This window comes from Micromonospora sp. URMC 107 (assembly GCF_051386315.1).
In the GTDB taxonomy this organism is placed as follows: Bacteria; Actinomycetota; Actinomycetes; order Mycobacteriales; family Micromonosporaceae; genus Micromonospora.
The window spans coordinates 1-15,234 of sequence record NZ_JBPQTK010000075.1 but is presented as its reverse complement, the minus strand read 5'-3'; the positions used below and the strand labels follow the sequence as shown (position 1 = coordinate 15,234).

Here is a 15,234-nt window from a genome sequence, read left to right as displayed (position 1 = left end):
AGGAGGGCTTACTGATGGCGAACGAAGAGCAGCTTGTCGAGTACCTCCGGCGCGTGACGGCCGACCTGCACGAGACGCGGCGGAAGCTGCGGACCGCCACGGAGCGGGAGCCGATCGCGATCGTCGGCATCGGCTGCCGCTTCCCCGGCGGCGTACGCTCCGCCGACGACCTGTGGGAGCTGGTGTCGTCCGGCGGGGACGGCATCACCGACTTCCCCACCAACCGGGGCTGGGACCTGGACGACCTGTTCGACCCGGACAGCGGCACCGGCACCAGCTACGTGCGGCGGGGCGGCTTCATCCCGGACGCCACCGACTTCGACGCGGGCTTCTTCGGCATCAGCCCCCGCGAGGCGCTCGCGATGGACCCGCAGCAGCGGCTGATGCTGGAGACGTCGTGGGAGGCGTTCGAGCACGCCGGGATCGACCCGCACTCGCTGCGGGGCAGCCGGACCGGCGTCTTCGTCGGCGCGAACAGCGTCGAGTACCTGAACGCCATGCAGCGCGACGTCGACGCGCTGATCGGCTACACGATGACCGGCGTCGCGGGCAGCGTCGTGTCCGGCCGGGTGTCGTACGTGCTGGGGCTGGAGGGCCCGGCCGTCACCGTGGACACGGCCTGCTCGTCGTCCCTGGTGGCGGTGCACGTGGCCGCGCACGCGCTGCGCAGCGGCGACTGCGACCTCGCGCTGGCCGGCGGCACCTGCGTCATCTCCACGCCCGGCACGTTCGTCGAGTTCTCCAGCCAGAAGGGGCTCGCCCCGGACGGGCGGATCAAGGCGTTCGCCTCGGCGGCGGACGGCACGGCGTTCGGCGAGGGTGTCGGCGTACTCGTGCTGGAGAAGCTGTCGGACGCGCGCCGCAACGGGCACCGCGTCCTGGCGGTGGTGCGCGGCTCGGCGGTCAACCAGGACGGCGCGTCGAACGGCCTCACCGCGCCGAACGGGCCGTCGCAGCAGCGGGTCATCCGCGCCGCGCTGGCCAACGCCGGGCTCACCACGGCCGACGTGGACGCGGTGGAGGCGCACGGCACGGGCACCACGCTGGGCGACCCGATCGAGGCCCAGTCGCTCATCGCCACCTACGGTCAGGAGCGCGACCGGCCGCTCTGGCTCGGCTCGGTGAAGTCGAACCTCGGGCACACCCAGGCCGCCGCCGGCGTCGCGGGCGTCATCAAGATGGTCATGGCGCTGCGGCACGAGGAGCTGCCCCGCACCCTGCACGTCGACAAGCCGTCGCACCACGTGGACTGGGCCGACGGCGCGGTCCAGCTGCTCAGCGAGCCGGTGCGGTGGCCGCGGGGCGAGAACCCGCGGCGCGCGGGCGTCTCGTCGTTCGGCATCTCCGGCACCAACGCCCATGTGCTGATCGAGGAGCCGCCGGCCGCCGAGGCCGCGCCGACCGAGACCCCCGGTGACGCCGCGCCGGCCGGGGGCCCCACCACGTGGGTGCTGTCGGCCCGGACCGAGACGGCGCTGCGCGACCAGGCGGTACGGCTGCGCGAGCACCTGGCCGACGACCTCGCCGCGCACGACGTCGCGTACGCGCTCGCCACCACCCGCGCCCGCCTCCCGCACCGCGCCGTCCTCGTCGGGGACCGGGCGGAGCTGTCCGCCGCGCTCGACGCGCTCGCCGACGGCGGCGCCGCCCGCAACCTCGTCACCGGGCTCGCCGACGTCGGCGACCGCACCGCGTTCCTCTTCCCCGGCCAGGGCTCGCAGTGGCTGGGCATGGCCGCCGAGCTGCTGGACACCTCGCCCGTCTTCGCCGCCCGGATGGCGGAGTGCGCCACCGCCGTGGACCGGCACACCGACTGGTCGCTGCTCGACGTGCTGCGCGGCGTCCCGGGCGCCGCCTCCCTGGACCGGGTCGACGTCGTCCAGCCCGCGCTGTTCGCGATGATGGTCTCCCTGGCGGCGCTGTGGCGCTCGCACGGGGTCGAGCCCGCCGCCGTCGTCGGGCACTCCCAGGGCGAGATCGCCGCCGCCTGCGTGGCCGGCGCGCTCTCCCTGGACGACGCCGCCCTGGTGGTGACCCGGCGCAGCCAGCTGATCGCCGTGGACCTCGCCGGGCGGGGCGGCATGGTGTCCGTGTCGGAGCCGGTGGCGAAGCTCGCCCGGCGCCTGCGTCCCGGGCTCTCGGTCGCCGCCGTGAACGGGCCGTCCACCGTGGTCGTCTCCGGCGCGCCCGAGGCGCTCGACGAGCTGCTGGCCGAGTGCGAGCGCGACGAGGTCCGCGCGCGGCGCATCGACGTCGACTACGCCTCGCACTCCGCGCACGTGGAGTCGATGCGCGACGAGCTGCTGCGGGTCCTCGCCGCCGTGCGACCCCGCACCAGCGACGTCCCGCTCTACTCGACCGTCACCGGCGAGCTGATCGACACCGCCGAGCTGGTCGCCGAGTACTGGTACCGCAACCTGCGGCAGACCGTCGAGTTCGAGCAGACCGTACGCGGCCTGATCGCCGACGGGATCGACTCCTTCGTCGAGGTCAGCTCGCACCCGGTGCTCGTACCCGCCGTGCAGGACCTGCTCGACGAGGCGGGCGGCGGCTCGGTCGTCGGCACCCTGCGCCGCGACGAGGGCGGCCTGCGCCGGTTCCTGCTGTCGCTGGGGCAGGCGCACACCCGTGGCGTGCAGCCCGACTGGGCCACGCTGGTCACCGCCCCCGCCCGGCCGGTCGCCCTGCCGACGTACGCCTTCCAGCACCGGACCTACTGGCCCAGCGGCGCGGGCGGCCCGGTCGACGCGACCGGCCTCGGCCTGGGCTCCACCGGGCATCCGCTGCTCGGCGCGACCGTCTCGCTCGCCGGCGCGGACGGGGTGCTGCTCACCGGCCGGCTGTCGACCGCGGCGCACCCGTGGCTCGCCGACCACCGGGTGGCGGGCCGGATCCTCCTGCCCGGCACGGCCTTCGTCGAACTCGCGATCCGGGCGGGCGACGAGGTGGGCGCCACCGAGGTCGAGGAGCTGACGCTCGAGGCGCCCCTGGTGGTGCCGGAGCGGGGCGCGGTGCAGGTCCAGCTCCGCGTCGGCGAGCCCGGCCCGGACGGCGCCCGCCGGCTGACCGTCCACTCGCGGCCCGACGGCGACGGCCCGTGGACCCGGCACGCCACCGGCAGCCTGGGCACCGGGACCTCCGGCGCCGACGCCCGCGCGGCGGCCCCGGCGGGCGTCTGGCCGCCCGAGGGCGCCGAGGCCCTGGACACCGGCGAGCTGTACGACCGGTTCGCCTCGCTCGACGTGACGTACGGCCCCGCCTTCGGCGGACTGGGCTCGGTGTGGCGGCGGGGCGACGAGGTGTTCGCCGAGGTCACCGCCCCGGAGGCGGCGAAGGTCGCGGGCTTCGGCCTGCACCCCGCGGTGCTCGACGCGGCGCTGCACCCGCTCGGCCTGGGCGTGTTCACCTCCGACGACGGCGAGGGCGGGCCCTGGCTGCCGTTCGCCTGGCACGGGGTGACCCTGCACGCCACCGGCGCCGCCCGGCTCCGGGTCGCCATCCGGCCGGCGGGCCCGAACGCCGTCGCGGTGACCGTCGCCGACCACGCGGGCGCGCCGGTCGCCACGATCGACGCGCTGGCCGTCCGCCGCCTGCCCGCGGGCGCGCTCGCCGAACTGACCAACCCGCGTCACCAGGCGATGCACGTGCTCGACTGGGTGCCGGCCCCGGTGGGCGACGGCGGTTCCGCCACGGTGGCGGTCGTGGGCGGCGAGCTGCCCGGCGCCACCGCGTACGACAGCCTCGCCGCGATCGCCGAGGTCCCCGACTACGTGGTCCTCCCGGTCAGCCGGGACGGCGGCGACCTCGTCGCGGCCACGTACCGGGCGGTCGAGCGCACACTCGCCGCCGCCCAGGAGTGGCTCGCCGACGACCGGTTCGCCGCGGCCCGCCTGGTCGTCCTGACCGAGGGGGCCACGGACGCGACCGAGCCCGCGCTCGCCGCCGTGTGGGGCCTGCTGCGCTCGGCCCAGTCCGAGAACCCCGGCCGGATCGTCCTCGTCGACGTCGCGGGCGGGCAGTGGGCGGCGAACCTTGTGCCCGCGCTGCGCTCGGGCGAGCCGCAGCTCGCCCTGCGCGGCACCGAGGTCCTCGTCCCTCGCCTCGCCAAGGCGTCCGGGCAGCCGGGCCCGGCACCGGAGATCACCGGCACCGTCCTCGTCACGGGGGCGTCGGGCACGCTCGGCGGAATCGTCGCCCGGCACCTCGTCGCGCGGCACGGCGTCCGTCGGCTCGTGCTCGCCGGCCGCCGTGGCATGACCGGGGACCTGCGGACGCTGCACGAGGAGCTGACCGCCCAGGGCGTCCACGTGACGGTCGCGGCCTGCGACGCCGCCGACCGCGAGGCGCTGGCCGCGCTCGTCGCGGAGCACCCGCCCACGGCGGTCGTGCACACCGCCGGGGTCCTGGACGACGGGATGATCCCGTCGCTCACGCCGGAGCGGATCGCGACCGCGCTGCGCCCCAAGGTCGACGCGCTCGTCAACCTGCACGAGCTGGCCGGCGACGTGAGCGCCTTCGTCGTGTTCTCCTCGGCCGCGGGCGTCCTCGGCGGCCCCGGCCAGGGCAACTACGCGGCGGCCAACGCGTTCGTCGACGCGTTCGCCGCGCACCGGCGCGCCCGGGGCCTGCCCGCGGTGTCGCTGGCGTGGGGCATGTGGGCGCAGCGCACCGGCCTCACCGGCGCCCTCGACGACGCCGACCTCGCCCGGATGCGGCGCTCCGGCGTCCGGCCGCTCTCCACCGAGGACGGGCTCGCGCTGTTCGACGAGGCGCTCTGCGCGCCGGAGGCCGCCCTCGTGCCGATCCACCTGGACCTCGCCGCGCTGCGGGAGCAGGCGACCGGCGGCGTGCTGCCCCCGGTGCTGCGCGGCCTGGTCCGCACCCCGGCGCGCCGCCAGGTCTCCGCCGACGCCGCGGCGGCCTCCGACCTGGTCGCGACCCTCGCCGGCCGCGGCCCGGCCGAGCGCCGCAAGGAGCTGGTCGACATCGTCCGTGCGCAGGTCGCGGTCGTGCTCGGGCACGGCGGCGCCGAGGCGGTCGGCGCGACGAAGGCGTTCAAGGAGCTGGGCTTCGACTCGCTCACCGCCGTCGAGTTCCGCAACCGCCTGAACGCGGTGGTCGGCCTGCGGCTGCCCGTCACGCTGGTCTTCGACTACCCGAACCCGACGGTGCTGGCCGAGCACCTGGACGCGGAACTCTTCGCCGGAGGGTCGGCCGCCGCCGTGGTCGTGGCCTCGTCCGACGCCACCGACGACCCGATCGCGATCGTCGGCATGGGCTGCCGCTTCCCCGGCGGCGCCACCTCCCCGGAGAAGCTGTGGGACCTGGTGGCGGGGGGCGTCGACGCGGTGGCCGGCTTCCCGACCGACCGTGGCTGGGACATCGACAACCTCGTCGACCCGGACCCGGACAAGCCCGGCCGCACCTACTGCGGGGAGGGCGCGTTCCTCTACGACGCGGCCTGGTTCGACGCCGAGTTCTTCGGCATCTCCCGCCGCGAGGCCCTGGCCATGGACCCGCAGCAGCGGCTGTTCCTGGAGACCTCGTGGGAGGCCGTCGAGCGGGCCGGCATCGATCCCACCGCCCTGCGCGGCAGCCGCACCGGGGTGTTCGCCGGCCTGATGTACCACGACTACAGCGCGCACCTGCAGCACCTGCCCCCGGAGCTCGACGGCTTCATCGGCACCGGCGTCGCCGGCGGCGTGGTGTCCGGCCGGGTGTCGTACGCGCTGGGGCTGGAGGGGCCGGCGGTCACCGTCGACACGGCGTGCTCGTCGTCGCTGGTCACCCTGCACCTGGCAGCCCAGTCGCTGCGCCGGGGCGAGTGCTCGCTCGCCCTGGCCGGTGGCGTGACCGTGCTCGCCACGCCCAACGCGTTCATCGACTTCAGCCGCCAGCGGGCGCTGGCCCCGGACGGCCGGTGCAAGTCCTTCGCCGCCGGCGCCGACGGCACCGGCTGGGGGGAGGGCGTCGGGGTGCTGGTGCTCGAACGGCTCTCCGACGCGCGCCGCAACGGCCACCCGGTGCTCGCCGTCGTACGCAGCACCGCCGTCAACCAGGACGGCGCGAGCAACGGCATGACCGCGCCGAACGGGCCGTCCCAGCAGCGCCTGGTCAACCAGGCGCTCGCCGACGCGGGGCTGCGCCCGTCCGACGTGGACGCCGTCGAGGCGCACGGCACCGGCACCACCCTGGGCGACCCGATCGAGGCCCGGTCGCTCATCGCGACGTACGGCCGCGACCGGGGCGAACACCCGCTCTGGGTCGGCTCGATCAAGTCGAACATCGGCCACACCCAGGCCGCCGCCGGCGTCGCCGGGGTGATCAAGATGGTGGAGGCGATCCGGCACGGCGTGCTGCCGCCGACCCTGCACGTCGACGCCCCGTCGCCGCACGTGGACTGGGAGGACGGGGCCGTCCGGCTGCTGACCGGGGCGGTGCCCTGGCCGGAGACGGGACGGCCGCGCCGCGCCGGCGTCTCCTCGTTCGGCATCTCCGGCACCAACGCGCACGCGATCATCGAACAGGCGCCCGAGCCGGTGGTGGTGGACTCGACGGCCCGGGTGCCGGTGGTGCCCCTGGTGGTGTCCGGCCGGGACCAGGCCGCGCTGCGCGACCAGGCGGCCCGGCTCGCCGCCCACCTCACCGACGACGTCCCGGCCGTGGACGTCGGCTTCTCGCTCGCCACCACGCGCACCGCCCTGCGGCACCGGGCGGCCGTGCTGGGCCGGGACCTGGCCGAGCTGCGCGCCGGGCTGGCCGCGCTGGCCCGTGGCGAGAACGCCCCCGGGGTGGTCGGCGGGGTCGCCGACACCGCCGGAGCGACCGCCGTGCTCTTCACCGGTCAGGGGGCGCAGCGGGTCGCGATGGCGGAGGGGCTGCTGGCGTTCCCGGTGTTCGCGGCGGCGTTCGACGAGGTGTGCGGTGAGTTGGACGGGCACCTGGAGCGGCCGTTGCGCCAGGTGCTGGGCACCGACGAGGTGCACCAGACGGGGTGGGCGCAGCCGGCGTTGTTCGCGGTGGAGGTGGCGCTGTTCCGGTTGTTCGAGTCGTGGGGTGTGCGGCCGGACTTCGTGGCGGGGCACTCGATCGGTGAGTTGGCGGCGGCGCACGTGGCGGGCGTCCTCACGCTGGCCGACGCCGCCCGGCTGGTGGCCGCCCGCGGCCGACTGATGCAGGCGCTGCCGGCCGGGGGCGCGATGGTGGCCGTACGCGCCACCGAGGACGACGTCGCCCCGCTGCTCTCCGACGCCGTGGCGGTCGCCGCGGTCAACGGCCCCGCCTCGGTCGTGCTCTCCGGCGAGGAGGCCGCGACCCTGGCGGCCGCCGAGGAACTGGCCCGCGGCGGCCACAAGACCAAGCAGCTCACCGTGTCGCACGCGTTCCACTCGCCGCTGATGGATCCCATGCTGGCCGAGTTCCGGGCGGTCGCCGAGTCCGTCACCCACCACCCGCCGGCGATCCCCGTGCTCTCCACGGTCACCGGCGAGCTCGCCGAGCTGACGCCGGAGTACTGGGTACGCCAGGTGCGGGCGACGGTGCGGTTCGCCACGGCGGTCGAGGCGCTGGCGGCACGCGGCGTACGCACCTTCCTCGAACTGGGCCCCGACGCGGTGCTCACCGCGCTCGGCCGGGAGTGCGTGGCGGACGGCGAGTTCGTGCCCGCGCAGCGCGCCGACCGGGACGGACCGCGGGTGGTGACCGAGGCGCTCGCCCGCCTGCACAACCGCGGCGTGCCCGTCGACTGGCCGGCCTTCTTCGCCGGCGCGCGCCCGGTCGACCTGCCCACGTACGCCTTCCAGCGCACCCGCCTGTGGCCGGACGCGCCCGCCGTGGCCGCGCCGACCGACGACTTCTGGGCCGCCGTCGAGCGCGCCGACCTGGGCACGCTGCTGGGCCTGGACGACACCGCGTCCCTGAAGGACGTGGCGGTGGCGCTGTCGTCGTGGCGGCGCGGGCCCGCGCCGGGCTACCAGCTGCGGTGGTCCCCGGTCACGGAGCTGCCGGTGGCCGCGCTGCGGGGCGTGTGGCTGGTGCCGGCGGACGCCGGACGGATCGCCGAGGCGATGACCCGGCACGGCGCCGACGTGCGCCTGTACCGCGACGGCACGGCGGACGAGCTGCTCGACCTGGTGCCGGAGCACGTCGCCGCGGGGGTGCTGACGACGTCCACCGGCCCCGGCCCGGCCGGGCTGCTCCGGGCCCTCGACGAGGCCCGCGTCGACACCCCCGTGTGGTGCCTCACCCGGGGCGCGGTCGCGGTCACCCCCGCCGAGCGGATCACCGACCTGGACGGGGCGGGGGCGTACGGCTTCGGCCGCTCCACCGCCTTCACCACGCCCCGGGCCTGGGGCGGGGTCGTCGACCTGCCGGAGGCGCTCGACGACCGGACGCTGACCGCCCTGTGCCGGGTGCTCACCCGGGGCGCGGGCGAGGACCAGGTGGCGCTGCGCCCGGCGGGCGTCTTCGCCCGCCGCCTCGTCGCGGCCCCCGCGCCGGCCGGTGAGCCGTGGCGGCCGGCAGGCACGGTGGCGGTGCACGGCGGGCCGCTGGCGGACCGGATCGCCGCCCTGCTGGAGGCGGCGGGCGCGACGGTCACCACCGGGGCCGCCGAGACGGTGGTCGTCACCAGCGACGCGGACGACCCGGTCACGACCGCCCTCGCCGCCCGGGCGGAGCGGCTCGTGCTGGTGCAGACGACCGACGAGCTGTTCGGGGTCGCCGGCGCCGCCGAGACGGCGGCCGTGTTCGACGCGATCGCCCAGCAGCGCGACGGGGCGGTGTCGATCGCGGTCGGCCCGGACCTCACCGTCGAGCAGTTCGGCGCGGCGGTGGGCGCGGGCGCGGTCGGCCGGGTCGCCGCCGCCGTGGACTGGGCCTCGTTCGCGCCCGACTACACCCGGTACCGGCCGAGCCCGCTGCTGCGGGACCTGCCGGACGCGATGCGCCACATCACCGAGACCGCCGACGACACGCTCGACGTCGACAGCCCCGAGGCGTTGCGCCGGCTGCTCGACGGCGCCGACGAGGCCGAGACCCGCACGGTGCTGTCCCACGTGGTGCGGGCCCAGACCGCGTACACGCTCGGTCTGCCGTCAGCCGCCACGGTCGACGAGAACCAGGAGTTCCTGGACATCGGCTTCTCCTCGCTCACCGCCGTGGAGCTGCGGCGTCGGCTCGAGGCCCTCACCGGGCTGGAGCTGACCGCCGCGCTCGTCTACGACCACCCGACGCCTGCCGAGGTGGTCGAGGAACTGCTTGCCCAGCGGGCCCTCGTCGCGTAGCAGACCCCCCCCACGACGAGAGCGGCCCCTCGGCACCCCTCACGGAAGGAAGCCCCCATGAGCAAGTCCGCTCGGATGAGCACCCTCATCAAGCCGCCCAAGGTGGCGTGGAACCCGACGGAACGCCGGCTGCTGCGCGCGGCGGGCATCGCCGACCTGCGTGCCGTCGCCCGCAGGGCCGTGCCCCGGATGGTGTTCGACTACTGCGACGGGGCGGCCGACAGCGAGCGCAGTCTCAGCCGCGCCCGGGAGACGTTCGCCAACATCGAGTTCCAGCCGTCGGTGCTGCGCGACGTGTCCGCCCTCGACACCAGCCGCGTGGTGCTGGGCAAGCGGCAGAAGCTGCCGTTCGCCCTGGCGCCCGTCGGGTTCAACCGGGTGATGCACGCCGAGGGGGAGCCCGCCGTGGCCTCGGTGGCGCAGCAGTTCGGCATTCCGTACTCGGTCTCCACCCTCGCCACCACCTCGCTGGCGGACGTCGCCGCCGCCGCGCCGGAGGGGCGGCACTGGTTCCAGCTGTACTTCGCCGAGGACCGGGCGATGGTCAAGGAGCTGATCGCGCTCGCCGAGGAGGCGAAGTTCGACACCATCCTGCTGACCCTGGACACGCCGATCTCCGTGCCGCGCCGCCGCGACATCCGCAACGGGCTCACCATCCCGCCGTCGATGAGCGTCGGCACCATCGCCGAGGCGTTCATGCACCCGGGCTGGTGGATGCGGCAGTGGCGAGCCGGCACCCCGTCGCCGCAGGTGCTCAAGGCGACCGGCGGATCCGCGTCCGACATGATCAAGCGGGTGTTCAACCCCCGGCTGTCCATCGAGGACGTCGAGTGGTTGCGCGGCGCCTGGTCGGGCAAGCTCGTCGCCAAGGGCGTGCAGAGCGTCGCCGACGCGAAGCGGGTCGCGGAGGTCGGGGTCGACGGGGTGTGGCTGTCCACGCACGGGGGCCGCAAGCTCGACCGGGCGCCGGTGCCCGTCGAGCTGCTGCCGCACGTGGTCGACGAGGTCGGCGACCGGGTGGAGGTGCTCGTCGACACCGGCATCACCTCGGGCGCGGACATCGTGGCCGCGATCGCGCTGGGTGCCACCGCCGCCGTGGTCGGCCGGGCCTACCAGTACGGGTTGATGGCCGGCGGCCGTCGTGGCGTCGTGCGCGCCATGGAGATCCTGAGCCGGGAGATCGAGGTCACCATGAAGCTGCTCGGGGTCTCCTCGGTGGGCGAGCTGAACCGCTCGCACGTCAGGTTCCGCTGACTGCCCGCAGCGGGTTCGCGGTTCCTCGACTTCCCCCGGATGGACCGTCGCGCAGGCGCGAATGGTGGCCGGCCGTGGCGACTTCTTCGCGGGGGGTGAGGGGTGTCGGTAGGGGTTACTCCCTGCGGACCCCCTTGGCAATGATCGGACTGTCGTATTTCGGGGCGTACGTGGAGGTTATTAGTGGCACGCATGGGCGGGAATGGTCACTGCCGTTCGTTCAACGGGGACGGGAGGATGGACATCATGGTCCGTGACGACGTCACGGGCGAGCTGTTGGTCTTCCCGCACAGCGGCACCTTCCGTGGTAGCGAGACCTTCGGCGAGCCGGTGCTGATCAGCACCGGCTTCCACCCGCACCGCAACCACGGGCTGGTCCGTCCCATCGACGTCAACGGCAACGGCTACGCCGACGTCATCGGCGTGAGCATGAGCCATATGAACGACACGCACGGGATCTTCCTCTACCCGAACAGGGGTGGGCTGAACGGTCTCGACACCCTCGGCGAGCCGATCCGCATCTCCGGGGCGCGTGACGACAAGAAGTGGGAGACCCTGGGCATCGCGGACGTGGACCTGGACGGCTGCGACGACATGTTCGGCCGCGAGCAGGACGCGGGCCACGTGGACGCGTTCTTCAACCAGCGGCAGGTCAAGCAGAACGAGACGTACGACCGCACCGCGCACCGCCTGGTGACCGTCGACGTCGAGGACTTCCCGCTGGCGATGGCCGACTTCACCGGCACCGGCCGGCCCGACCTGCTGGTCCGCCGGGCGAACGGCGACCTCGACCTGTACGAGTTCGCGCACGACACCTCCGGCGAGGGCCCGTGGTGGCGGGGTGAGGGCCGCTGGTTCACGCTCAGCCGTGGCTGGCAGGAGTTCGAGATCATCACGGTGACCGACATCGACCTCGACGGCCGGCCGGACCTGCTGGGCCTGCGCGCCGACGGCACGCTCGTCGTCCACCTGCACAACGGCACGTTCGACCCGGACCGGCCGTTCGCGACGCTGTCCGCGCCGGAGGTCGTCGCGACCGGCTGGCAGAAGTACTCGGTGGTGAGCTGACGTGGGCCAGCTCGCGCCACGGCCGAGCGGGCCGCCGCGCGTGGCCCGGCGACCCCGCACAGTGGATGTCCGACGAGAGGGGCAGTGGTGAGCGAGAACGAAGCCGGCGACCAGGCCGGATGGCGGCTGGTGGTGGACTCGAAACGCTGCATCAGCTCGGGCTTCTGCGTCGGCAGCGCGCCGGAGCACTTCGCGATGGACCCGGTCTCCCGGCCGCTGGCCGACGTGGTGGCGCCGTCCGACCTGGTGACCGAGGCCGCCGACTTCTGCCCGGTGGAGGCCATCTCGGTGTTCGACGTGCAGACCGGGACGCAGATCGCCCCGGGACGGTGACGGCCGGCCCGTCGGGTGGCAGCACCCGGCGGGCCGACGCCCACCACAGGCCGCCGTAGGCGGCCCTTCTTCGTTTCCGGCCGCGGTCGGTCCGGGTAGCCCACCGGGCGGTTACCGCCCCAGCTGTCGCTCGCGCCGCCGCCCCGGGCCGGCTCGACGCGACCTGTCGAGCTGCCCCCACGCCGAGCCGGAGCGCGCCACCCGGGGGCGCTGGCCGCACGGACGGGGCCGCGCTCACCCGGGGACGCCGGTCGCCTGGACCGGGCCGCGCTAACCCGGGGGACGCCGGTCGTGCGGACGGGGCAGCTCGACAGCGTGCGCGGCGGGACCGTCGGCCCCACCGCGCACCCCCCGACGGGTCAGACGATGTCCAGTTCGTTGTCGAGGATGTCGAACAGGTCGTCCGCGGTGACGGAGGCGAGGTCGGCGCTCTGGGCCGGCGCCGCCGGGGTGGCCTTGTCGCGCCACTTCGTCAGGAGCCGTTGCAGGGCCGTGGCGACGTCCGTCTCCGCCCCGTCCGTCGTCTCCAGCTCGTCCAGCGTCGCCTCCAGCCGCGCGATGCCGTCGACGAGGGTGCGCAACCGCAGCTTCGCCTGGTTGCCGCCCAGCTCCTCGATCAGGTGCTCGACGAGCGCGGCGGGCGTGGGGTGGTCGAACGTCAGCGTCGCCGGCATCCGCAGCCCGGTGGCCTGGTTGAGCCGGTTGCGCAGCTCCACCGCCGTCAGCGAGTCGAAGCCCAGCTGCTTGAACGCCTGGTCCGCCGCGATGGTCTCCACCGACTCGTGGGCCAGCACCGCGGCCACGTTCGTGCGTACCAGGGCCAGCAGCACCTCGCGCTGTTCCGGCTCGGTGAGCCCGGCGAGCCGGCGGGACAGCGGCACCCCGGTGCCGGCCGAGGCGGCGCGGCGGGGGCGGGCGAAGGACCGCAGCGGGGGCGGCGCCGTCGTGCTCGTACGCAGGGCACCCACGTCCAGCTTGATCGGGACCAGGCACGGCTCGTCCGTGCGGCAGGCCGCGTCGAAGAGGGCGAGCCCCTCCTCGACGGAGTGCGCCAGCACGCCGCTGCGCCCGATGCGGGCGAGGTCGGCCTCGGTCAGCCCACCGGTCATCGCGCCACCGCTGCGCCACAGGCCCCAGGCCAGCGACGTCGCCGCGAGGCCGGCCGCCCGGCGGTGCGCGGCGAGCGCGTCCAGGTAGGCGTTCGCCGCCGCGTAGTTCGCCTGGCCGGCCGTGCCCAGCACCCCGGTCGCCGAGGAGAACAGCACGAACAGCTCGACGTCGCCGGCCAACTCGTGCAGGTTGAGCGCGGCGTCGACCTTCGCCCGCAGCACCGTGTCCACCCGTTCCGGCGTGAGCGACTCGACCGTACCGTCGTCCAGCACGCCCGCCGCGTGCACGACGCCGGCCAGGTCGGGCAGGGACGTCAGGAGCTCCGCCAGCGCGGCCCGGTCGGCGGCGTCGCAGGCGGCGACGGTGATCCTGGCGCCCAGCGACTCCAGCTCGGCCGTCAGCTCCGCGGCGCCCGGCGCGGCCGGCCCGCGGCGGGAGGTCAGCACGAGGTGCCGCGCACCGTGCGCGGTGACCAGGTGGCGGGCCAGCGCGGCGCCCAGTGCTCCGGTGCCGCCGGTGACGAGCACGGTGCCCGCCGGGTCGAACAGCCGGCGGTCCGAGTTGGCCGCGAACGCCGCGAGTCGCGGCACGGTCGGCACGCCGGCGCGGACGGCCACCTGCGGTTCCCCGGTCGCGACGGCCGCGCCGACGAGGGCCGGGTCGTCGGTGTCGACGAGGACGAAGCGGTCGGGGTGCTCGGTCTGCGCGGAGCGGACCAGGCCCCAGACCGCCGCGGCGGCCGGGTTCGTGCCGTCGGTGGCGCCCCGGGACACGAACACCAGCGGGGAGCGGTCGCCGGGCAGCCACTCCTGGACCGCCGCGAGCGCGTCGTGCACGGCGGCCCGTACCGTCTCGGCGTCCGTGCCGGTGCCGACCTGGAACACGTCGAAGGCACCGGCGGGGGCCACGGGCCGGGGAACCGGCACCCAGTCCAGCCGGTGCAGCCCGTTCGGGCCGGCGGCGGCGTGCAGCTGCTCGATCGTCACCGGGCGCGCGACCAGCGACTCGACCGTGGCCACCGGCGTGCCGGTGCCGTCGGCGAGCGCCAGGGCGTACGCGTCCCCGGCGGTGGGCGTGATCCGCACCCGCAGGGCCGTCGCGCCGGTGGTCGACACCCGTACGCCGTGCCAGCTGAACGGCAGGCGCAGCGGGCCGTCGGTCCCGGTGGCCAGGGAGATCGGGTGCAGGGCCGCGTCCAGCAGCGCCGGGTGCAGTCCGAAGCGGCCCGTGGGCGCGTCGGCGGGGAGCGCGACCTCCGCGAGCAGTTCGTCGCCGCGGCGCCAGGCCGCCACCAGTCCCCGGAAGGCGGGGCCGTAGTCGATGCCGAGGTCGGCGATGCGGTCGTACAGGTCCTCGACCGGGGCGGGGACGGCGTCGGCGGGTGGCCACTCACCGGCCCAGCCGGTGTCGGGCTCCGCGGCGGCGTCGAGCAGGCCGCTCGCGTGCTGCGTCCACGGCTCGCCGTCGGGTGCGTCCTCGCGTCGGGAGTGCACCCGCAGCGGCCGGCGCCCGGCCTCGTCGGGTTCCCCGATCTCCACCTGTATCCGCACCGCGCCGTCGGTGGGCAGCACCAGCGGCGCGTGCAGGGTCAGCTCCTCGATGCGGTCGAGGTCGACGTGCTCGGCGGCCCGCCGCGCGAGTTCGACGAACGCGGCGCCCGGCAGCAGGACGGTGCCCAGGACGGCGTGGTCGGCGAGCCAGGGCTGCTCGCGCACGGAGAGCCGGCCGGTGAGCACGGTCCGCTCGGAGTCGGCGAGCCCGAGCACCGCGCCGAGCAGCGGGTGGTCGGCGGCACCGAGCCCGAGCCCGCCGGCGCTGGCGGGGGCGTCGTCGGTGAGTAGCCAGTACCGCTGGTGCTGGAACGGGTACGTCGGCAGCTCGACGGAGCGCGCGCCGGCGAAGTAGGCGTCGGTGTCGAAGGCGGTGCCGGTGGTGAAGAGCTGCCCGACGGCCTTGGTGAGGGTGTGGGTTTCGGGTTGTCCGCGGCGGGTGGTGGCGATGGCGGTGGTGGTGTCGGTGGTGGCGGCGGTGGTGAGGACGGTGTCGGGGCCGATTTCGAGGTAGGTGTGGACGTTGCAGGTGGTGGTGAGGGTGGTGATGGTGTCGTGGAAGCGGACGGTGTCGCGGACCTGGTTGACCCAGTGCTCGGGGGTGGGGGTGAGGGGTTGGCCGGTGACGGTGGAGA

General features: G+C 75.4%; 4 protein-coding genes and 1 pseudogene. 4 read left to right on the top strand and 1 reads right to left on the bottom strand.

Annotation, left to right across the window (positions count from 1 at the left end):
* Window positions 1-53: 53 nt before the first annotated feature.
* From ACSNN9_RS17845 to ACSNN9_RS17830, 4 genes and pseudogenes are all read left to right on the top strand, one after another.
* Window positions 54-9,284: pseudogene (locus ACSNN9_RS17845) on the top strand (type I polyketide synthase); the annotation flags it as partial.
* Between the two features lie 57 nt (window positions 9,285-9,341).
* Complete coding sequence (locus ACSNN9_RS17840) at window positions 9,342-10,538, top strand: alpha-hydroxy acid oxidase (protein WP_436674469.1); 1,197 nt, start codon at window positions 9,342-9,344, stop codon at window positions 10,536-10,538.
* 192 nt (window positions 10,539-10,730) lie between these two features.
* Window positions 10,731-11,606: an FG-GAP repeat domain-containing protein gene (locus ACSNN9_RS17835; RefSeq protein WP_436674467.1), complete on the top strand. Its 876-nt coding sequence runs from the start codon at window positions 10,731-10,733 to the stop codon at window positions 11,604-11,606.
* 87 nt (window positions 11,607-11,693) lie between these two features.
* The gene (locus ACSNN9_RS17830; protein ID WP_436674465.1) at window positions 11,694-11,939 is read left to right on the top strand and encodes a ferredoxin; all 246 of its coding nucleotides are present in this window, start codon (window positions 11,694-11,696) and stop codon (window positions 11,937-11,939) included.
* A gap of 359 nt (window positions 11,940-12,298) precedes the next feature.
* Here the strand turns inward: ACSNN9_RS17830 and ACSNN9_RS17825 are convergent.
* Window positions 12,299-15,234, bottom strand: a 2,936-nt coding sequence (locus ACSNN9_RS17825; RefSeq protein WP_436674463.1) for a type I polyketide synthase, incomplete at its 5' end; no start/stop codon positions are given.